The organism is Helicobacter sp. MIT 14-3879 (genome assembly GCF_003364125.1).
Genome location: NZ_NXLP01000004.1, coordinates 21765 through 42822, shown reverse-complemented (window position 1 = coordinate 42822; position 21058 = coordinate 21765). Strand labels below are relative to the sequence as shown.

Here is a 21058-nt window from a genome sequence, read left to right as displayed (position 1 = left end):
TAGTGTCCTTTTAATATTCTGTTAAGATAATAGCTTTATTATCAACTATTGCAATAGTGTGTTCATAATGACTGCCATTTAATCTATCTTCTGATACAACAGACCATTTATCATTTAATATTTTTGGATTTCCATTTGTTTGACATACCATAGGTTCTATACAAAAAACCATACCATTTTTTATTTTTGGACCCTGCATAACACTACTTTCTATAAAATTTGGAATTTCTGGCTCTTCATGTGGCTTCTTACCTATTCCATGTCCACAAAATCCTTTAAGAGGAACAAACCCAAAAGATTCTATATTACTTTGCAAAATAAAACTAAGTTCCTTAAATCTCATACCAACCCTAATGCTATTAATAGCATTTAAAAGCGTATCATAAGAACATTTAATTATTTTTTCATCAACTTTATTAATCTCATCTATTCCAAAAGTAATAGCACCATCTCCATACCAACCACCATACTCTACACCTATATCAACACCTAAAATATCACCTTTTTTAAGCTTATAATCACTTGGTATCCCATGAATTATAACATCATTAACAGACAAGCAAATAGACTTAGGAAACCCATAAAGCCCTTTAAATGATGGTTTTGCACCAAATGACAATATAAAGTCATCTGCAATTTTATCAAGATCATTTAAACTAACTCCAACTTTTGCATACTCCTTTACTTTTTGCAATGATTGAGCTACAATAGAATTTGACTTTCGCAATAAATCAATTTCTTTTATATTTCTTATAGCAATAGCCATTATAACCCTGTGGCACTTAATGTTTTATATTTATTCATATAAACTTGGGCTTCTATTCTTCTCATTGTATCAATAGCAACTTGAACAACAATCAATACAGCTGTTCCCCCAAATACGAATGGAATTCCAGCACTCTTTAATAAAACCCAAGGTATAGTAGATATACAAGCAAGATATAACGCACCCCAAAATGTTAAATTACTAGCTGTAGTATTTAAAAAGTTTATTGTTCCTTCTCCAGGTCTTAAACCCGGTATAAATCCACCTTGTCGCTTTAGATTTTCGGAGATATCTTTAGAATTGAATACAATAGAAGAATAAAAGAATGCAAAAAACATAACTAAAATAAACATCAAGCAATTATAAGCATAATTATTAGGACTTAAAAAATCAGCTATGGAAAGCATTATCTTATTTGATGATGCTTGAAGTATAGTGGATGGAAATATAAGCACTGCTGAAGCAAAAATTGGAGGAATAACTCCACTTAAATTTAGCTTAATTGGAATATAGTTCATTATCCTTTTATTTTGGTTTTGAATAATAATTTTTCTAGCATAAGATACAGGAATCCTTCTTTCAGCAAGTTCAACATATATAATAATAAAAATTGTTCCAAGTATAACTGCAAACATTAAAATTGCAACTAATATATTAATTTCACCCTTACTAATAGAATCAAAAGTTTTTCCTATTGCAGATGGAATCCCAGCAACAATACCTGCAAAAATAATTAAACTAATCCCATTTCCTACTCCTCTTTGAGTAATTTGTTCTCCAATCCACATAAGCATCATAGTTCCAGCAAGCATAGAAAACACCGAAATAAATACAAATGTATTATTATCAATTAATATAGGATTACCATATCCACCCTCTAATGCTTTTAAGCCAATAGACACACTAATAGCCTGAATTACAGTAATTGCTATTGTTGCATAACGAATAATTTGCATATATTTTCGCATGCCATCTCGCTCCTTCTTCATCTTAGCAAGATTAGGAAAAGTAGCTGCGAGTAATTCCATAACAATAGAAGCAGTAATGTATGGCATAATTCCTAATGAGATAATACTAAATCTCTCTACTGCCTGACCGCTAAACATATTAAATAACCCTAAAGCATTATTTTTATTACTATCAAAAAATTGCCTTAGAATTTCAGTATCAACACCAGGAATTGTAATATAAGCTAAGATTCTATAAGAAAATAAAAATGCTAAGGTTATTAGAATCTTATTTATTATTGTTTTATTCATTATTATTTCCACTAATGCTTACATTAGAATCTTTAATTTTAGATTTTATATCTTTTACTGCTTTACCTATAAGCTTAACTTTAGAAGTGCTTAATGGATATCTATAAATACCTCTAATACTCTCTTTTGTAATTTCACTTAAAGATAATATCTTTCTATTTTTATCAACATTAATCACAAATGGTTTTTTAACTCTACTTTTAAACCCTACTTTTGGTAATCTTCTTTGAAGTGGCTGTTGTCCACCTTCAAATCCTATCTTTTGACTATAACCAGTCCTTGCAGTTTGACCTTTACCGCCACGAGTAGAAGTTTTTCCCATACCGCTACCCTGACCGCGACCAACTCTCTTAACAGGTTTAACGCTATTTTTTGCTGGCTTAATACTTTCTAACATACAAGTCTCCTTTAATTCTAAGCTTTTATCTTACTTAAAGCATCTATTGTAGCCCTAACCACATTATACGGATTGCTAGAACCTATAGATTTTGTAAGAATATCTTTAATTCCTGCAAGTTCTATAACAGGTCTTGCACTTCCACCTGCAATCAGCCCTGTTCCCTCGCTTGCTGGACGAAGTAAAATCTTACTTGCATTGTATTTATGCTCAACATCATGTGCTATGGTAGTTCCTTTGATATTTACACTAACAATATTTTTAAAGGCATTATCAATAGCTTTTTTAATAGCATCTGGAACTTCTTTAGCCTTTCCCAAACCAAAACCAACAAGTCCATTTTTATTGCCAACCACAACAAGAGCATTGAAGCGAAATCTTCTACCACCTTTTACAACTTTTGTTACTCTGCCAATATTAACAACTACTTCTTTGAATTCTTCCCTATTTATTTCCATACTAAATATTCCTTCCTATAAAACTATACCATTTTCTCTTAAAGCATCGGCAAAACTAGCTACAACACCATGATATAAATATCCATTTCTATCAAACACTACTTTTGAGATTCCAGCTTTTTTAAGATTTTCTGCAAATATGGCTGCTACTTTCTTTACATCATCTTTATTATTTGACAAGCCTAATTTATTGCCATCAACGCTAGCTAATGTAAAGCCTTTTGTATCATCAATAGCTTGTGCATAAAAATATCTATTAGAACGAAATACACTAACTCTAGGCATAGTAGAATCTCCAAAAATTCTACCTCTAATTCTTGCTTTTCTTTTTTTAGTGAGCTTATGTTTTAACCTTAAAATATTATCTAACATTTTCTAACCTCTTATTTTTTTGCAGTTTTTCCAGCTTTACGCAAAATAGTTTCTTCAACATATTTTACGCCTTTACCTTTATAAGGCTCTGGTGGTCTAAATGAACGAATTTCTGACGCAATCTGTCCAATTTGTTGTTTATCACTACCTTTTAAAGTAATCAAATTTTTATCTAAAACTACTTCAATTCCATCAGGAATATCATAATTTATAGGATGTGAAAAACCTAAAGATAACTCTAAAGTTTTTCCCTTAAGAGATGCCTTATATCCAACTCCATTAATCTCAAGCTGTTTTGTAAAACCAGAGGTAAGTCCTATAATAATATTATTAGCTAATGCCCTATAAGTCCCCCAAAATGCTTTTGATTTTAGATTGTCTTCATCTTTTAATCCAAAAGATAAAACTCCATTGTCTAATGATATTTTAACTCTATCGTAAGTCTCAAGCTCTCTTTGCATTTTTGTATTCTTAAAAACTATTTTAGTCCCTTCTATTGAAACATCTAATCCTTTTGGAATATTTATTATTTTTTTACCAATTCTTGACATTTTTATCTCCTACCATATACTACACAAAGCTTCACCACCTACATTATTCTTATAGGCTTCTTCATTTGAAATTACACCTTTTGAAGTGCTAACTACAATAGTTCCATAGCCATTTTTATATTTTTTTAGCTCACTTCTAGATTTATAAACTCTTCTTCCAGGTTTGCTTATTCTTTTTAGCTCACTTATCAAAGACTTTCCATTTTCATCATAATTAAGCATCACTGTAATGTCTTGTTTATTGTCCTTAGAATTAACCCTATAGTCTTTAATGAAACCTTTAACTTTAAAAACTTCTAATATAGAAACTACAACTTTTGCATAATACAAAGTAGTATGCTCTAATCTCCTCATAGAAGCATTTCTAATTCTAGTGATAGAATCTGCTATTATATCATTTACCATTAATACTCCTTACCAGCTAGATTTTCTTAAACCGGGTATCAAACCCTCACTACCCATTTTTCTCAAACAAACACGACATAACTTAAAATCTCTATAAACAGAATGTGGTCTTCCACAAACTTGACATCTACTATAAGATCTTGAACTGAATTTAGCTTTACGCGCATTTTTTGCAATCATCGATTTTTTTGCCATTTATCTTCCTTTTGCAAAAGGCATACCAAGAAATTCCAATAATTTGAATGCCTCTTTATCGTTATTTGTTGAAGTAACAATTGTAATATTCATTCCGTGAGTTACCATAATATCATCATAAACAACCTCTGGAAAAACTAGTTGTTCTTTAAGCCCAAAACTATAGTTTCCATTACCATCAAATCCATTTCTTGAAATACCTCTGAAATCTTTAACTCTTGGTAAAGATATAACAATCAATTTTTCTAAAAAATTATACATTCTTTTACCTCTTAAAGTTACCTTTACACCAATAGGCATACCCTCTCTCATTTTAAAACCAGCGACAGATTTTTTAGCGTGAGTAACAACAGCCCTTTGTCCAGCTATAATAGAAATGGTATCAGCAATATTTTGTATAATCTTTACTTCCTTCGCATACTCACCAGCACCAACGCTTATTACTATTTTCTCTAATTTTGGGATAAGAGTAGGATTATTAATATTGAATTCTTTTGATAATTTATCCTTTATTTCATTCAAATAAAGATCTTTTAATTGATACATATACTCTTTCCTTCCTTTATATCTTTTTAACATTAGAAATATGAATTGGTTTTTCTTTAGTAATAAATCCACCTTTTGGATTATCGTCAGTGGGTTTAATTGCCTTTTTAACTACATTGCAACCTTCAATAATAACTTTTGATTTTTTTGGTAAAACCTGCAATACTTTACCCTCTTTTCCCTTATCATCACCTGTTATGATTCTTACCAAATCATCTCGCTTAATAGAAAACTTAATCATCATAAAACCTCCGGAGCAAGTGAAACAATCTTCATAAAGTTCGCATATCTAACTTCTCTTCCAACTGGACCAAAGATTCTAGTGCCAATAGGCTCTTTTTTAGCATCTAAAATTACAGCTGCATTATCATCAAACCTAACAGAAGAGCCATTATCTCTATGAACTTCTTTTTTAGTTCTAACTATAACTGCTTTAACAACATCACCTTTTTTTACTTTACCATTTGGAATAGCTTTTTTTACAGAAGCAACAACAACATCTCCTATACTAGCATACCTTCTATGGCTACCGCCTAAAACCTTTATACACATAAGTTCTTTAGCACCACTATTATCAGCAACATTCATTCTAGTAAAACTTTGTATCATCACTCAACTCCCATACTTATAATCTTATTAAGTTTAAAAGACTTGATTTTTGAGATAGGCTTACATTCGATTGCCTCTATAATATCACCAACCTTACAAGAATTGCTTTCATCATGAATAATATACTTTTTAAATCTTTTTACTATCTTTCTATATTTTGGATGAAGAACCTTTCGTTCAACTAAAATACTAAAACTCTTATCACCGCTTTTCTTAATAACCTTACCTTGCATTAAGCGTTTAAATGACTTATTTTTGTTCATAATTAACCCTTTTAGCTGATATTGCAGTATTTATTCTAGCTATTTCTTTTCTAATAACAGAAATCTCACAATAATTTTTAAGCTGCATTGTTTTAAGCTGTAATTTTAACTCAAAAAGTTTTAATTTCTTTTCTTTTAAAATGGCCTGTAACTCTAGTATGTCTTTATCTTTAATATCATTAAACTTTATTACATCAGTAGATTTCATTTTCACTCTCACTTGTTATAATTTTTGTTTTAAATGGGAGCTTACTCTGCCCTAGGGCTAATGCTTCTCTAGCAAGAGATTCTTCAACACCAACCATTTCATATATAATTCTACCAGGTTTTATATTCATAACCCACTTTTCAACTGCACCTTTACCTTTACCCATTCTTGTTTCTAATGGTTTTGCGGTAATTGGCTTATCAGGAAATACTCTAATCCAAATTTTTCCCATTCTTTTTGTATGCCTAGTCATTGCAATCCTAGCAGCTTCAATTTGCCTAGAATCTATCCTACCAGCTTCAACTGCCTTAATAGCAATATCCCCAAAAGCAAGTGTGTTGCCTCTTGATGCTTTTCCACGATTACGACCTTTCATTTGCTTTCTATATTTAGTTCGTTTTGGCATTAACATAGCTATCTACCTCTCTTCTTAGTATTTCTTATTTCAGTTTCAGAATCTTTCTTTTCAACTTGAATACCTTTTTGAAGAACTTCTCCTCTAAATATCCAAACCTTAATACCTATAATTCCAAATGTAGTAACAGCTTCAGCAAATCCATAATCAATCTTTGCTCTTAATGTATGTAAAGGCACTCTACCTTCCATATACCATTCTGTTCTAGCCATTTCAGCACCTGCTAATCTACCTGAAACTTTTACTTTAATACCTTTTGCACCAGACTTCATTGCAGCTTGCATAACCTTTTTCATAGCTCTTCTAAATGCAACTCTTCTTTCTAGTTGCATAGCTACATTTTCTGCTGCTAATTGTGCATTAGCTTGAGGCTTTTTAACTTCTTTAATATTAATTGCAATATCTTTTTTCACTAATTTTCTTAAGGAATCTTTAATTTTCTCAATATCTGCACCTTTTTTACCAATAATTAATCCTGGACGAGCTGCTATAACTGTTACCTTTATCTTTTTAGTAGTTCTTTCTATAATAGTTTCACTAATGCCAGCATAATAGAGCTCTTTTTTAATAAATTTACGAATCTTATAATCTTCTCCAATATTAAATACTGTAACTCTATTAGAAGGAAACCATCTTGATACCCAATTCCTATTAATTCCTAATCTAAGACCTATTGGATTTACTTTTTGCCCCATTATTTATCCTTGCTTTTGTTAGATTTTTTTACTACATTTTCTTCTTGTGCAACTTCCACAGTAATATGAGAAGTAGGTTTTCTTATAGGTGCACCTCTACCTCTAGCTTTTGGTGTCATTCTGCGAAGCACAGGACCTGCATCTACTCTACAAGACTTCACTATAACACTTTGTGCATCATAATTACCATTTGCAATAGCAGAAGCTAAAACCTTATAAATAGCTTTAGCAGCTTTATTTGTAGTAAATTCTAATGTAGCTAATGCTAACTCTGCATTCATCCCTTGTATCTCCCTTGCAATTAACCTTGCTTTAGTGGGAGAAAGTCTAGTGTATCTTAACAATGCTTTACTCATATTATTCCTTTATTTGCCTATTTTCTTTTGTACTGTGCCTTTGTGTCCTTTAAAGGTTCTAGTAAGCGCAAATTCACCTAATTTATAACCAACATGACTTTCTGTAACATACACAGGGATAAAAGATCTACCATTATGAACATTAAAAGTCAAGCCTATCATTTCAGGTATAATAGTGCTTCTTCTTGACCAAGTCTTGATAGGTTTATTATCCTTATTTTCCTTTGCTTTTAATACCTTTTTTACCAAGTAATCATCAGTAAATGGACCTTTTTTAATTGACCTTCCCATTATCTATCCTTTTATTTTTTCTTTCTTGAAATAATAAGTCTATCACTAGATTTTTTACGTCTGGTTTTATAACCCTTAGCAGGAGTACCCCAAGGAGAAACAGGATGTCCACTAGAACCAGTTTTACCTTCACCTCCACCGTGAGGGTGATCTATTGGATTCATAGCAGAACCTCTAGTTTGGGGGCGAATACCCATATATCTAGCTCTTCCAGCCTTACCTAATGATATATTCATATAATCTTCATTACCTACGCTTCCTATTGTAGCCCTACATTCTTCTAAAATATACCTCATTTCACCACTTGGCATTTTAATAATGGAATATTTACCCTCTCTACCCATTAATTGAGCACTAGCACCAGCACTTCTAGCTAACTGCCCTCCAGCTCCTGGATGAATTTCAATATTATGTATAATAGTTCCAACAGGAATACCTTTTAATTTCATAGAATAACCAACTTTAACGTCAATACCATCATTTGCAGACAAGATTTTATCTCCTACTTTAAGTCCGCTAGGTTGTAGAATATATCTTTTATCCCCATCAGGATAAAAAATTAATGCAATTCTACAATTTCTAAACGGATCATATTCAATAGCTTTTACAATACCTTCAATATTTAGTTTATTTCTTTTAAAATCTATGATTCTATATAGTTTTTTTGCTCCACCTTCTTTATGGCGAGAAGTTATTCTTCCATTATTATTTCTACCAGATGTTACTTTTAACTTTATAAGAAGTGATTTTACACTGGCTTTAGCGGTTATATCCTTTGAACTTAAGCCTGTCATAAAACGCCTACTTGGCGTAATTGGTTTATAAGTTTTTATAGCCATACTATTCCCCTTATACTTTTAAGGATTCTATCTTAGCACCTTCTGGCACTTTTACATAGAACTTTTTAAAATCTGCTCTACTGCCTTTAACCCCTCTAAATCGCTTAACTTTACCTTGTTGTTTTAATGAGTTAATTCTAATTGGATTAAAACCAAAATATTCGTTAAAAATAGCTCTAAGCTGATTTTTACTTACTTTAGATGAAGTCTGAACAACTATAATCCCATCTTCTTGCTGACTTAAAGATTTCTCTGTATACATAATTGACTTTATATCCGTTATATCTGCCATTATTTACCACCTTTAATAAGTTCATCAAATGCTTCTTTTTCAATTACAACAGACTTAAACACTGCAACTAAATAAGCGTTAATTTCATTAATATCAATTAAATAGCAATCTTTTATATTTCTAAAAGCAAGAAAGGTTTTATCACTATTTGCCTTAGTGATAAACAAGATGCTTCTCTCATTAATTGACTTAAATATTTTAAAAGCATCTTTTGTTTTACCACTCTCAATATTAATAGAATCTACAATATATAACTTCTCAAGATCAGCTTTTTGATTTAGTGCATATTCTAATGCTAATATTTTTTGCTTTTTATTAATCTTAAGCTTATAATTTCTATTGCTTTGTGGTCCATGAGATACACCACCACCTACAAATACAGGTGACGTTATACTTCCAGCTCTAGCCCTACCTCCACCTTTTTGGCTCCAAGGTTTCTTACCGCCACCACTAACTTCTCCTCTATTTTTAGCTTTAGCAGTATTAGCTCTAAGAGAAAATAAATAATACTTTATATACAAATATAAATTATGCTCTTTTATTTCTGCGTATGAACTAGGAAGTTCTATATTAGAAGTTTTATTGAAATCGTTATCTAAAATAATTGCTTTACTCATTTTATAACCTTTATTCGTCCAAATATACCATTATAACCAGGCACAGAACCTTTTAATATCAATATAGAATTATCTTTATCAAAAGATAAAATCTCATTTTGAGTAGTAACCATTTCATTGCCATAATGACCACTCATTTTTTTGCCCTTTTGAACACGACCCGGCCACTCTCTATTCCCTATTGAACCTGGTGCTCTATGAAATCTAGAGCCATGTGCCGCCGGACCACCCTGAAAATTCCATCTCTTCATTACACCACTAAAACCTCTACCTTTTGTCTTCATAGAAACTTTTACTCTCTTAGCACTTTCTAAAATGCTCAAATCAAGATTCCCAATTTCTTTATTATTAACAAGTAGAGTGGAAAACTTATTAAATTCCTTTGTAATGTTATATTTTTTTTGCTGACCTAAAATAGGCTTATTTATAAATTTACCCTTTTTGTAAGCTACAATAGCCCTACTACTGTCTAATAATTCGCATACTTTAGTATCTATTATTTTAAGAAGGGTTACAGCTTCACTTTTATTGCCTATAGTCCTACTCATACCAATTTTTTCTACTAAAAATTCCATTATCCTATCCTTAAAAAATTAGTTTATAAAAGTAACTTCTACTTCTACTTCGGGTGCTAAATCAAGCCCCATAAGACTATCAACAGTATCTGGAGTAGCTGACATAATATCAATTATCCTGCTGTGGATCCTCATCTCAAATTGTTCTCTTGAATCTTTATTTACGTGAGGAGAGCGTAAAAGAGTGTATTTTCGTTTTCTAGTTGGAAGTGGAACTGGTCCTATAATTTCAGAACCTGTCCTTTTAGCAGTTTCTACAATAGATAAAACTGACCTATCTAGAACTCTGTGATCATAAGCCTTTAATTTCAGTCGCATTTTTTCCATATTTTTTAATCCTTAAAGCAAAATATTAAACAATCTAAAAATTATTTAATATTAATTTTTGAGATGAGATTCTATTAAAAAATAATAACTTTAGTCAATAAGATTATAGTAAAAAAGGAAAGTAACTAAAATTTCATTTCCTTTATAAAAGGAATATGAAGTTTACTATAAAAACTTAATATAACTTTTAAATTATTATAATTTAAATTAAAAATTATATTTCTTGTGTTGGCTTACCTATATAATAACCCTGTGCATAATCAACACCCATATATTTTACAACATCATAAACTTCCTTAGAACTCACAAATTCTGCTATAGTTTTAATATTTAAAAGCTTTGCAAACTGAACAATAGTTTGCACTATAATTCTTGCATTACTATCTTTATCTATGTTTTTTATAAGGGAGCCATCAATTTTTAAATAATCAATTTGCAGTTTCATTAACACTGAAAAATTAGAATATCCACTTCCAAAATCATCTAACGCAATTTTAATACCTAATTCTTTAATATTAGTTATAAAACTATTTACACTATCAAAATCTTCCACACTCTCTTGTTCTGTAATTTCTACTACAACCCTACCTTCTAATTTATAATATATAATCCTATCCATAAACCAAACTAAAAAATCAACTGAGTTCATATCCTCTAATGCAAGATTTACAGAAAATATGCAATTCTCACGTTTTGAAAGATCTAAAAAGGAAGCTTCTATCATCATTCTTGATAGTTTAGAATAAGAGCTAGACCTCTTTGCTACCTCTAAAAAAAGTCCCGGAACTATCATATGTCCATCTCTATCTTTAATACGCATCAATGCTTCATATTTTACTTTATCATTTTCTAAATAATCTTGTATTATGTCAATCTTTTGATAAAATGGAATTATGTTTTTATCTTTTAATGCCTGATAAATAATTTCAGTATATTGAATATTGTTTTTTAGTATATTTAAAATGGGTAGATTTCTATCATATACAACTATTGGATTCTTATATTCTTTTGCGTGATGAAGAGCCATTATAGCATTTACCATACTATATTTCGCACTATCATAAGAAAATGCAATACCAATAGTAGCAGCAATATTTAGGTATGTATAATTATCAATTAAAATTTCTTTTTTTCCAAGATATTCTAAAAAACCTTCTAACTTATGTAAAAAGATGCTTTTATCAGTGCAGTTAATCCAGAGAATGGCAAAATCATCACCGTGGATTCTGTATAACAAATAATTTTCATCTTTAAAATAAGATTTCAAAACATTTGCAACAGAATGCAAAATATCATCTGCTAATTTAACTCCATAAAAACTATTAATCTCTTTAAAATTACTTAAATTTAATACGGCAATTACATGATTTGGATACTGCTCTAAATCTTGACGAAGGATTATGCTTGTGCGAAGCCCAGTGAGCTTATCATATGTGATATTGTTATATAACAAATACATCTGATTTGCTATATTATTATGAAAATATTGAGATATATTCATAATTTCTCTTGAAGACTTTATAATTCTTTGAGACCAAGAAGTAAAGCCATTTTTATTCTTCTCATAAAAATTTTGCATATCAATATAAAACTCATTCAAAGGGTTTAAAATATTATCTTTAATAAATTTATTAGACATAATTAATATTGAGATAAAAAAAATAATATTTAGGGCTAATAAAATAAAAATATAAATTAATATAAATGTAGAGCTATAAAAAACTTGCTTATCTTTAAAAAAAATAAAAATAAAAGCACCTAAAGATACATAAACGATATTGATTATCAAAACAAAAATAAATGGAACAACTAAGAGTAATTTAAATTTTGTTATCATATCAGCCACGGATAAAACCTCTCCTTTTGTAAAACTTAAATTATAACAAAATATTAACTCTTAAAATCTAAATAATTAGGAAAAATTAAATTAAAATCTAATGGAAATTTTTTAGTTAATTTGTCAAAAATAATTTTATTTGCAAACATATTGCCAATAATACCTATATCTTTAATAGAATAATTTGTATCAACATCTCTAAAAATTAAGATTAAATAATCAACTAACGACTCAAGGACTCCATAACCTAAAGTCTCTATTTCAACACCTGCAATAGAAAAGCTCATTATAGAGCGAATAGTTAATATATGGTCATAAAAAATTTCACCATTTATATTAATATTTTTAAAATCAATTTTTGGACCAATATCACGCAAATACAAATCTGCTAATTCAAAAATCTTATTCTTGTCTAATTCAAAGCCAAGAATAAAACTAACAGAATCTAAAATATCAACAATATTATTACTTTGTTGTGGAGTATCATCTAAAGCTTCTATCCTTTCAAATCTATCAAAAAAAGATTTCTTAAAATTATTTATTAATTTATCTCCATTTTTACGTTTTAAAAGCTCTTTTAGTATATTTTTTGGATTTTTATCAAACGATATATTTAAAACAGGATCTATTTGATTATTATATAGTTTTCCAAAAATTGTTTTATGATTAGTGCTTAAATAACTAACAAACATTGCATTCTCTGCAATAAAATTAGAATCTAATAAGTTGCATACAGTTTCCTCAGTCTCCTTAGAATCTATATAATTATTATGTATAAAATACCCCCTATTCCCAACAATAATCTCAAAAAAATTATCTTTAAATGGCACATCATAAGTTAAGGTTGAATTACTAGTATTTTTAATATAAACAAATGGAATATCTTTTTTAAGTAAAATGTTTGCAACAATATATAAAATAATATCATAAGGTAGAACAAACAAAGCTCTCTTAAAACCTAAATCTTTAACGAAAAGCTCTTTTATTAATAAAGAGACACAAGGCTTCTCAAAGGTTGCTAAAGCATCCATTTCATCTTTACTTGCACGAGTATATAGAGCAATGTTTGACATTCCATTTGCCATAATGTAATCAAAATTATCTGAATTTAGAGAAATAGAAATTCTACCTTTTATAGTTTGTAAAGAAATAGTTTCATTATTTTGCAACATATTACAAATATCAAACAATACTTTTTGCATAATATCTCTTGTATCAATTTTTTTATCTTTATAAAAAATATCAAAATCAACTTTAAATTTAGGATAATTAAAAATATCACAAAAATTCGGACTTTCTAAATCCTTAATTTCATTAATTTCATTTATACTAAAATCAAATGTAGAAGTATTTTTTATAATATCATTAGAATAATCTTTAGACATATCTTTAGCAACTTCTACACTTTTTAAAATAAAATAGAGAGAGAGCGGAACTTCAGTTTGTAAAGCAAGTGCAAAGTCATTTAGATTCTCTTCACTGCCATTAACAAAAAATAATAATTCATCATTAATAACCATATCATAATGCTTTAATTCATATTTACTAGCAGTATTTTGCATAATTTTCAAAAAATAATCTTTATTTGAATTTTTATATAAAAAAATAAACTTTAATATCATACTTTTCAGTAACCCTTATATGAATAATTAGCCACTTCTTGTAAATCTCTATTATCAATCTGTTCTATACTAAAACCAATTTCTTTTAGGTTTTTAATAACAGCATCACGCATAATTAATGCAGAATCTTTAATAATATTTGATAATTGAAATGTTGTATCAGAATCTAAAATTTCAGGAACTGTCGCAATAATCTTTATAGTTGGTAAATCTCCTAGAAATTCTATCATCTTTAGTGTTTGAAGCATCTCTACCTCGTGTGCAGTTCCTTGCCAATTAATATTTAATGGAACATTGTTAAAATCAAAACAAAAAACATCCCCAATATTACCATCATCTGCATTTATGCAATCAAGTAAGATTACATAATCATAAGAAGTGATGAGAGGTATTAAGCTTTGAGCTAAAGTACCCCCATCGACAATATCAAGAGAATGCTTTGTAGAGCTAAATTTATAATTTAGTTTTAATAAATTTGATAGATGAACACCAATACCCTCATCGCCAAATAAAATATTACCAATACCTAATAATAAAACTTTCATACATTTAAGCTTTTAGCTACTTAAGTTTCTTGATATCTAAATCCACCAATTATAGAATCTGCACCACCATCTGGATGTTTTATTGCATTCCAAACGACCATATATACATGTATAGGTATGAAAATCATAATAGCCCAAGTTGTAATATGATGAAGTTTTCTAACATTTGCGAGCCCACCTAAAGCAACTTCAAACCACTTAAATGCTGACTGCAAAAATGCACCAAGCCCATTATGATAAACATTATAATATAAAACAATCCCTGTAAGAGAAATAATTAACACAAGAATTGCCAATAAAAAATAAGAACAAAATTGTATAGGATTATAAACACCTTTAATATGTGGATGTGGTCCTAAAAATAAATAATTTTTTATCTGACCTATCCAAATATCTTTATTAAATAAATCACTAGCAGACATTCTCTCATTTTTATTTCTTCCTGAAACTAAAAATAAATATAGCCTGAATATTGATACAGAAATAAGTAAGAAACCAACCATAATATGCCAACTTCTAAATAAGGCATAAAGAAAATTTGTAGGTTCTCCATTCGGTTCTGGTGCAAAAAATGGATATGCTATATAAAATCCACTAAAAATTAAAAAAAATATACTAAATGCCCTAACCCAATGGAAAAATCTAACAACAGGTGTAAAAGTTGGACTTCTTTTAAAAGTTTTTTCTTCTGTTTTCATAAAATTCTCCTTTAAATACGCAATGTAGCTGGATTAATTCTATATTCACCTATTTTATTACCGCTAGTATTTATCATATGAACGGAACAAGCAATGCAAGGATCAAAAGAATGTATAGTTCTAATAATCTCTAATGGTTGTGATAAATTTTCTATCTTTACACCAATCAAGCTAGCTTCATATGGTCCTTTTTGTCCCTTAGAATCTCTTGGTCCTGCATTCCAAGTAGATGGCACTACGGCTTGATAATTTGCAATTACACCTTTTTCAATTCTAACCCAGTGACTTAAAGTTCCTCTAGGAACATTGCCTATATATCTTCCTTCATAAGTTTTATTCTTATCAATCACATAAGGAGAACAGGTCTTTTTATCTCCACTTTTAATATTTTCTATCAGAGAATTAAATACTTCTATACCATAGTCAGCAGATAATTTACATTCTAATGCTCTAGCAGCAGTCCTACCTAATGTGCTAAACAAAGCGTTAATTGGTAAATTAGTATCCTTTAAAAATTGTTGTGCAATTGCTGTAATTCTCTTATTTTTAGCTGCCAGTCCAACTACAATAGCAGCTAGTGGCCCAACCTCCACTGGCTCACCATCATATCTAGGAGATTTAATCCAACTATATTTACCATCTGTATCAAGTAATTTTGTATCAACTTCTTTCAAATCAGGACCAATACTTTTTCCATCTTTAAAACCTGTATAATTTGGTTCTGTTTGTCCTTGATAAGGATGAAGAGGTTTATCACCCTTATACCAAGAATGTGTAACTTCCTCAGCAATTAAGCTTTCATCAATCTCATGTAATTTTGAAATATCATAGTCTTTAACAATTCCACTGCTATATAAATACTCTCCATTCCCAACTGGTATTTCTTGATAACATAAGAAATTCTTAACACCAGAACCCTTAAGAACGCTAGGTTCATTTTTATAAACTTCTGCTGCCATTAAAATATCAGCATAATAAGCTCTATCAACAAAATCTTGAACATATTGATATTTAGTAAGCCATTCACCAAGTCTGCTTGGATCTAGAATATCCATAACAGAAGTAACACCTCCTACTGTTAGAGTTTGCGGATGCGGCTGTTTAGAGCCGAAGATAGCCATCATTTGTGCAGCCACTCTTTGAACTTCTAGTAACTTTAAATAATGTGATAAAACAATTAGATTCTGTTCTGGAGAGAATCTGTATGTTTTATGTCCCCAATAAGCATTATCAAATGGACCTAAAGAACCTTTTTTGGCAAAATCAGCAACTTTAGTTTGAACCGCTTTTAGTTCATCTTCTCCTGTGTTTAAGGGAAGTGAAGAATAGTTAAATGCTATTTTTGCAGCCTTTGCCGGAGATGCTTTTAGTGCAGAAAGTATATCACACCAATCAAGACCATGTAATGTATAAAAATGAACAGTATGATCATGCAAAACAAGAGAAATATTCATTAACGATCTAACAAGCTCTGCATTTTTTGGAGGAACTATACCTAAAGCATTCTCTACAGCAGTAACTCCAGCTTTATAATGAGAAAATGTACAAACTCCACAGATTCGTTGCATCAAAAATCCTGCATCTCTAGGGTCTCTATTTTGCACAACTCTCTCTAAACCCCTCCAAAGTGTAGAGCTGGAAAAAGCATCTTGTATTATATTATTATCATCAACTACAACTTCAACTCTTAAATGTCCTTCTATTCTTGTAATAGGGTCAACTACAATTCTTTTTGTCATAAAATTCTCCCTCTTCGTATTTATTATTTTATTCTTTATTTTTTGTTACAGCAGAAATTGCGGCATGTGCAGCAATACCAATAGCAGTAGCACTAAGCAAAACAACACCAACAGTATCTGCAGTTTTATCTGCACCAATCCCATTAAAAGAAGTAGCATACAATTTATTAGCCAAAGGTTCTTCAAATGGACTCATAGTATCCCAAAAATTAGGCTCACTACAACCAATACATCCGTGTCCAGCTCTTATAGGCCAACTTGTATGCTGATTAAAACCAAGTCTTGAACAATTATTGAATGTGTATGGACCCTTACAACCTACTTTATATAGACAATATCCATTTTCAGCACCTTCATCGCCAAAACTTTGAACAAACTCTCCAGCATCGAAATGTCCTCTTCTTTCACATAAATCATGGATTCTATGTCCATAAGCCCAAGTAGGACGATTATATGCATCTAGTGAAGGGCGGGTTCCAAATAAAATAAAATGTAAAACACTGCCTACAATATTTTTTTCACTAGGAGGACAACCTGGAACATTAATAACAGGTTTTTTAGTAACCTTGCTAAGTGGCATAGCATTTGTTGGGTTAGGATTTGCAGCTTGCACACCACCAAAACTAGAACAAGTTCCAATAGCAAAAATAACCTTAGCTCCCTCTGCTGCTTCTCTTGCATTTTGTGCTCCTGTTTGTCCGTGAGCCCCTATAGTTAGATAAAATTCACTTTGTCCAGATGGTATTCCACCCTCAACCATTAAAATATAATCACCCTTATATTTTTTCATCGCATTATGTGCATTTTGCTCTGCTTGCCAACCAGATGCTGCCATAACAGTTTCGTGATACTCTAAACTAATATAGTCAAAAATAAGAGAATCTATACTTGGAGCATCACTTCTTAATAGACTTTCGCTACAACCCGTGCATTCTGCCATATGAAGCCAAACAACAGGAAGTCTACCTGCTAATTCTGCCGCTCTAGCAGTAAGTGGAATAAACGATGATGGAAGTGCTAATGTAGCAGTCATTGCCGCTGCCCATTTCATAAAATCTCTCCTAGAGATTCCATTATTTTCCAAAATATCTTTGATATCATTTTTATTATCAATTTTATTTGGTAACCTTTCTATTTCATTTAACCTATTCAAAGCTTTTTCATAAGCTTGATTATTTTGATTGTCCATCTTAACTCTCCTTGTCTTTAATTTTAAAGTATCATAAAAATAATTTTAAAGTATCATAAAAACTCAAATTAATAATACTTAAAAGTAATGTAAATATTAAAATAAATATATTGTATCATCTTAATATTCTATATATCACATTACAAAAAGTAATACAAGATTGAAGTTATAATTTTATGCTTTTAATGTTTAAAAATAGATTATTTATTTGACTTTAAACTTAATTTGATAATAATCCAAAATCATTAATAAAGTTTGAGACTAGAATTAAAGTAAAAATGGAGATACAATGACAATATTTGAAAAGATAATAAAAGGAGAGATTCCTTGTAAAAAAGTCCTAGAGAATGATGAATTTCTAGCATTTTATGATATTAATCCAAAAGCTCCTATTCATATCCTAGCTATACCAAAAACAAATGTGAAAGACTTTAATGAAGCAAATGCTACTTTACTTGGAAAAATAAGTGATTTTATTAAAGAAGTAGCAAAAGAAGTTGGGATTAATAAAAGTGGATATAGAATAATATCAAATATCGGTAAAGATGGAGGACAAGAAGTCCCTCATTTGCATTTTCACATATTAGGCGGTGCAAAACTAAAGTGGGAGAATCTAGAATAAAATTAAAAATTAATACTTAAGGAAATACAAGTGAAACATATAAAAAAAATCAATGAACATAAGTTTATGGGAGGCATCGGTATTGCTACATTGTTAGTTTTAAGTGGTTGCAACAATGCAAATAAGACAGATAATCAACAAACTGCAAGCCAAGCAATTAAAAATGGTGCCTTTGTTGTGATTGAAGAGCAAGCAGATGGAAACTACAAAATACTAGAAGAATACCCAAGCGAAACTACAAGAGTATTGCTTAAAGAAAAAAATGGAACTGAAAGAATGCTAAGTCAAGAAGAAATTGATAAATTATTAAAAGAAGAAGAAACAAAGATTGATAATGGTACTTCAGAGCTAACGAATCCTAGTGGAAGCGGACTATCACTTGGTGGTGCAATACTTGCATCAGCTGCTGGTGCAATAATTGGTAGCTGGATAGGAAACAAACTATTCAATAACCAAAACTATCAAACACAGCAAAGAACAAGCTATAAATCCCCTCAAGCATATGAGAGAAGCAAAAATTCATTTAATACAGCAAAAAACACCACAGCAACAAAAGCAACAAGCAGTGGTAGGAGTGGTTTCTTTGGTGGTGGAAATAATGATAATAGAAATAATGCCATTGGAGGTTAAAAAAATTAAACAAAAACTAAAAATAATATTTTAGGTTAAAATATAATACTGCTTTTTTTTGAAAATTTTCAAATCTAAAATCCACCCTTTAAATAAAACAAATTGCAGAAATTAAGATTGCATTTTATGAAGGCATTGATAGACTATAAGTCATATTTATTATAATCTTTACTTTTGTAGTTGGACGTGGGTATTCCCTAAAAGCAGCTTTAACATTTGTCTGTATGTCCTTATCAAGTATAAGTGATTTTGAACTAGAAACTATTTTTAAATCTGAAATATCACCATTTGGGTATAGAAAAAATTCAAGTATATTTTTACCACTTTGCTTTAATATTGCAGCTTCTTTAGGATAACCTCTGCGATTAATATGATATTGCGTAATACGCCCAATATCTCTTAAGTTATTTACCAAAAAATCAATCTCTGCCATTCCATAATCACCTAGCTCATCTCCATATAAATCTATTATTTCATATTTTTGATCTTGAGGAATATTTTGTGCCATAATATAATTAAATGCATTTTTATATTGTTGTGATTTGATGTTTTGCAATGAATTTATATTAATATTATTTTTACTATAAATCTGTAAAGAATTAAAATCGATTGTATTATTTTGATTTATATTTTTGATAATTTTATCTGCTTTGGAAAAATCTTTACTAGTTAAAGATGTGTTTGGTTTTATCTCATTAATAATCGCACTAGCACTTAAGGTTTGCTGTAAAATATGCTGTGGAATTGAGGTATTTTCCTTTACATTGCTGTTTTCTTTTTTACTATCACCGCCTCTTTTAAATGAAAGCGAAATCTTCTCTTTGTTTTTTTTGGATTCTACTATTTTTTTACTATCTAAATTAAAATATAAAAGTAAAGCTATTGATATATGTATTAAAAAAGAAATTGATAGTGTGATTTTAAAAACATTTTTAGATTTATTTATATTCATATCTATCCTCATAAGCTTTAAGGAGATATGATATTTTATTTTTCTTATTTTCTAATAATTTCTCTAAATCTTGTTCTTTAAATCTTTCAATTTTATCTATTATAAACGAACCGCTTTGCCCAACAAATAATATATAACTAGAATCCTTAGAATCTATCACTATAATCTTATTTTTTAAATCTAAATTAATGCTTTGAGATACAGAAATACTAGGCTTTCTGAAATATGAAAACTCAAAATTGCTATTCTTCCTAAGAGTCTTTCTTTTTACTAAAATTAAGGCAATAATAAGAATAATTAATATGATAATTACTGATATATAACGCCAAGATTCTAACTTTGGTGCTGTAATATTATTTTGCTCTTTTATAGAACTTATAGCATCCTCTAGAGATTGAGGTTTAGTTGATAACATACTAGATAATATACTCTCTTTTGGTTTTAGTAAAATCTTTATAGCATCATTGCTATTTAATACCTCTAGATCATATTCTAAGTTAAAATTATTTTCATCAAAAACAATATAAACATCATCACCTTTTCCAAAAATTTCAATATTTTTAACAAATTTTGTTTTTGAATTAATCCTATTTTTATTATAAATCAAGTTTTTTAAAACAATACTACTAAAAGTGCTAGTATCATTTCTTATAACCTTATCTTTAAATTTAGAATCTAAAAATAATAATATTTCAAGATTATCTTGATTTGATTTTATATTAACATCTTTTAATATTACTCCAAATACAGATGAAAGTAGAAATAAAATGCAAACTATAAACTTCAAT

The 21058-nt window shown here is 29.6% G+C and carries 32 protein-coding genes; 2 read left to right on the top strand and 30 right to left on the bottom strand.

What is annotated here, in order from left to right; genetic code table 11:
- Positions 1-10 precede the first annotated feature (10 nt).
- From map to CQA44_RS04060, 28 genes are all read right to left on the bottom strand, one after another.
- A complete protein-coding gene (gene map / locus CQA44_RS04195) occupies positions 11-766 on the bottom strand; it encodes a type I methionyl aminopeptidase (RefSeq protein WP_115546040.1) in 756 nt (251 codons plus the stop codon).
- Positions 766-2025 (bottom strand): preprotein translocase subunit SecY, encoded by a 1260-nt coding sequence (gene secY, locus CQA44_RS04190; protein WP_115546039.1) that lies wholly within the window; start codon positions 2023-2025, stop codon positions 766-768. Before secY ends, map begins: the two co-directional genes overlap by 1 nt.
- A complete protein-coding gene (rplO, locus tag CQA44_RS04185) occupies positions 2018-2422 on the bottom strand; it encodes a 50S ribosomal protein L15 (RefSeq protein WP_115546038.1) in 405 nt (134 codons plus the stop codon). The genes secY and rplO overlap by 8 nt, the downstream gene beginning before the upstream one ends.
- Before the next feature lie 17 nt (positions 2423-2439).
- Complete coding sequence (rpsE, locus tag CQA44_RS04180) at positions 2440-2880, bottom strand: 30S ribosomal protein S5 (protein WP_115546037.1); 441 nt, start codon at positions 2878-2880, stop codon at positions 2440-2442.
- A 15-nt stretch (positions 2881-2895) separates the two neighbouring features.
- On the bottom strand, positions 2896-3252 hold the full coding sequence (gene rplR, locus CQA44_RS04175) for a 50S ribosomal protein L18 (protein ID WP_115546036.1): 357 nt from the start codon (positions 3250-3252) through the stop codon (positions 2896-2898).
- An 11-nt stretch (positions 3253-3263) separates the two neighbouring features.
- The gene (rplF, locus tag CQA44_RS04170) at positions 3264-3803 is read right to left on the bottom strand and encodes a 50S ribosomal protein L6 (RefSeq protein ID WP_115546035.1); all 540 of its coding nucleotides are present in this window, start codon (positions 3801-3803) and stop codon (positions 3264-3266) included.
- A gap of 9 nt (positions 3804-3812) precedes the next feature.
- Positions 3813-4208 (bottom strand): 30S ribosomal protein S8, encoded by a 396-nt coding sequence (gene rpsH, locus CQA44_RS04165; protein ID WP_115546034.1) that lies wholly within the window; start codon positions 4206-4208, stop codon positions 3813-3815.
- A gap of 9 nt (positions 4209-4217) precedes the next feature.
- Positions 4218-4403, bottom strand: a complete 186-nt coding sequence (locus CQA44_RS04160) for a type Z 30S ribosomal protein S14 (RefSeq protein WP_115546033.1) — start codon at positions 4401-4403, stop codon at positions 4218-4220.
- A complete protein-coding gene (gene rplE / locus CQA44_RS04155) occupies positions 4404-4949 on the bottom strand; it encodes a 50S ribosomal protein L5 (RefSeq protein ID WP_115546032.1) in 546 nt (181 codons plus the stop codon).
- Positions 4950-4965: 16 nt separating this feature from the next.
- Positions 4966-5190, bottom strand: a complete 225-nt coding sequence (gene rplX / locus CQA44_RS04150) for a 50S ribosomal protein L24 (protein ID WP_181881775.1) — start codon at positions 5188-5190, stop codon at positions 4966-4968.
- Positions 5190-5558, bottom strand: coding sequence for a 50S ribosomal protein L14 (gene rplN / locus CQA44_RS04145; protein WP_115546031.1), 369 nt, complete (start codon positions 5556-5558; stop codon positions 5190-5192). The genes rplX and rplN overlap by 1 nt, the downstream gene beginning before the upstream one ends.
- Positions 5558-5821 carry a 30S ribosomal protein S17 gene (rpsQ, locus tag CQA44_RS04140; protein WP_115546030.1) on the bottom strand — a complete coding sequence of 88 codons (264 nt, stop codon included), beginning with the start codon at positions 5819-5821 and terminating at the stop codon, positions 5558-5560. The genes rplN and rpsQ overlap by 1 nt, the downstream gene beginning before the upstream one ends.
- Positions 5808-6029, bottom strand: coding sequence for a 50S ribosomal protein L29 (gene rpmC, locus CQA44_RS04135; protein WP_408941378.1), 222 nt, complete (start codon positions 6027-6029; stop codon positions 5808-5810). Before rpmC ends, rpsQ begins: the two co-directional genes overlap by 14 nt.
- Entirely contained in the window at positions 6016-6441 is a 426-nt protein-coding gene (gene rplP, locus CQA44_RS04130; RefSeq protein WP_115546029.1) for a 50S ribosomal protein L16, read from the bottom strand. The genes rpmC and rplP overlap by 14 nt, the downstream gene beginning before the upstream one ends.
- A 2-nt stretch (positions 6442-6443) precedes the next feature.
- Positions 6444-7139: a 30S ribosomal protein S3 gene (rpsC, locus tag CQA44_RS04125; protein ID WP_115546028.1), complete on the bottom strand. Its 696-nt coding sequence runs from the start codon at positions 7137-7139 to the stop codon at positions 6444-6446.
- Positions 7139-7495 (bottom strand): 50S ribosomal protein L22, encoded by a 357-nt coding sequence (gene rplV, locus CQA44_RS04120; protein ID WP_115546027.1) that lies wholly within the window; start codon positions 7493-7495, stop codon positions 7139-7141. Before rplV ends, rpsC begins: the two co-directional genes overlap by 1 nt.
- A gap of 9 nt (positions 7496-7504) precedes the next feature.
- Positions 7505-7786: a 30S ribosomal protein S19 gene (gene rpsS, locus CQA44_RS04115; protein WP_115546026.1), complete on the bottom strand. Its 282-nt coding sequence runs from the start codon at positions 7784-7786 to the stop codon at positions 7505-7507.
- 11 nt (positions 7787-7797) lie between these two features.
- The gene (gene rplB, locus CQA44_RS04110) at positions 7798-8625 is read right to left on the bottom strand and encodes a 50S ribosomal protein L2 (protein ID WP_115546025.1); all 828 of its coding nucleotides are present in this window, start codon (positions 8623-8625) and stop codon (positions 7798-7800) included.
- 10 nt (positions 8626-8635) lie between these two features.
- Positions 8636-8917, bottom strand: coding sequence for a 50S ribosomal protein L23 (locus tag CQA44_RS04105; RefSeq protein ID WP_115546024.1), 282 nt, complete (start codon positions 8915-8917; stop codon positions 8636-8638).
- A complete protein-coding gene (gene rplD, locus CQA44_RS04100) occupies positions 8917-9534 on the bottom strand; it encodes a 50S ribosomal protein L4 (RefSeq protein ID WP_115546023.1) in 618 nt (205 codons plus the stop codon). Before rplD ends, CQA44_RS04105 begins: the two co-directional genes overlap by 1 nt.
- Positions 9531-10109, bottom strand: a complete 579-nt coding sequence (gene rplC / locus CQA44_RS04095) for a 50S ribosomal protein L3 (RefSeq protein ID WP_115546022.1) — start codon at positions 10107-10109, stop codon at positions 9531-9533. The genes rplD and rplC overlap by 4 nt, the downstream gene beginning before the upstream one ends.
- Before the next feature lie 18 nt (positions 10110-10127).
- Positions 10128-10436 (bottom strand): 30S ribosomal protein S10, encoded by a 309-nt coding sequence (gene rpsJ / locus CQA44_RS04090; protein WP_115546021.1) that lies wholly within the window; start codon positions 10434-10436, stop codon positions 10128-10130.
- 214 nt (positions 10437-10650) lie between these two features.
- Positions 10651-12273, bottom strand: a complete 1623-nt coding sequence (locus CQA44_RS04085; RefSeq protein WP_258864899.1) for an EAL domain-containing protein — start codon at positions 12271-12273, stop codon at positions 10651-10653.
- A 53-nt stretch (positions 12274-12326) separates the two neighbouring features.
- Complete coding sequence (locus tag CQA44_RS04080; RefSeq protein ID WP_181881774.1) at positions 12327-13844, bottom strand: hypothetical protein; 1518 nt, start codon at positions 13842-13844, stop codon at positions 12327-12329.
- A gap of 56 nt (positions 13845-13900) precedes the next feature.
- The gene (locus tag CQA44_RS04075; protein WP_115546018.1) at positions 13901-14440 is read right to left on the bottom strand and encodes a HyaD/HybD family hydrogenase maturation endopeptidase; all 540 of its coding nucleotides are present in this window, start codon (positions 14438-14440) and stop codon (positions 13901-13903) included.
- 20 nt (positions 14441-14460) lie between these two features.
- Positions 14461-15138, bottom strand: a complete 678-nt coding sequence (gene cybH / locus CQA44_RS04070) for a Ni/Fe-hydrogenase, b-type cytochrome subunit (protein ID WP_115546017.1) — start codon at positions 15136-15138, stop codon at positions 14461-14463.
- Positions 15139-15149: 11 nt separating this feature from the next.
- Positions 15150-16877: a nickel-dependent hydrogenase large subunit gene (locus tag CQA44_RS04065; protein ID WP_115546016.1), complete on the bottom strand. Its 1728-nt coding sequence runs from the start codon at positions 16875-16877 to the stop codon at positions 15150-15152.
- A gap of 28 nt (positions 16878-16905) precedes the next feature.
- Positions 16906-18066 carry a hydrogenase small subunit gene (locus tag CQA44_RS04060; RefSeq protein ID WP_115546015.1) on the bottom strand — a complete coding sequence of 387 codons (1161 nt, stop codon included), beginning with the start codon at positions 18064-18066 and terminating at the stop codon, positions 16906-16908.
- 289 nt (positions 18067-18355) lie between these two features.
- On the opposite strand from CQA44_RS04060, the gene CQA44_RS04055 reads away from it, so the two are divergent.
- A complete protein-coding gene (locus tag CQA44_RS04055) occupies positions 18356-18688 on the top strand; it encodes a histidine triad nucleotide-binding protein (protein ID WP_115546014.1) in 333 nt (110 codons plus the stop codon).
- Between the two features lie 30 nt (positions 18689-18718).
- Positions 18719-19318 (top strand): UPF0323 family lipoprotein, encoded by a 600-nt coding sequence (locus CQA44_RS04050; protein ID WP_115546013.1) that lies wholly within the window; start codon positions 18719-18721, stop codon positions 19316-19318.
- Positions 19319-19442: 124 nt separating this feature from the next.
- Here CQA44_RS04050 and CQA44_RS04045 read toward each other — a convergent pair whose 3' ends face one another.
- Both CQA44_RS04045 and CQA44_RS04040 read right to left on the bottom strand, forming a co-directional pair.
- Positions 19443-20270 (bottom strand): TonB family protein, encoded by an 828-nt coding sequence (locus CQA44_RS04045; protein WP_181881773.1) that lies wholly within the window; start codon positions 20268-20270, stop codon positions 19443-19445.
- Entirely contained in the window at positions 20257-21057 is an 801-nt protein-coding gene (locus CQA44_RS04040) for a hypothetical protein (RefSeq protein WP_115546011.1), read from the bottom strand. The genes CQA44_RS04045 and CQA44_RS04040 overlap by 14 nt, the downstream gene beginning before the upstream one ends.
- Position 21058 lies beyond the last annotated feature (1 nt).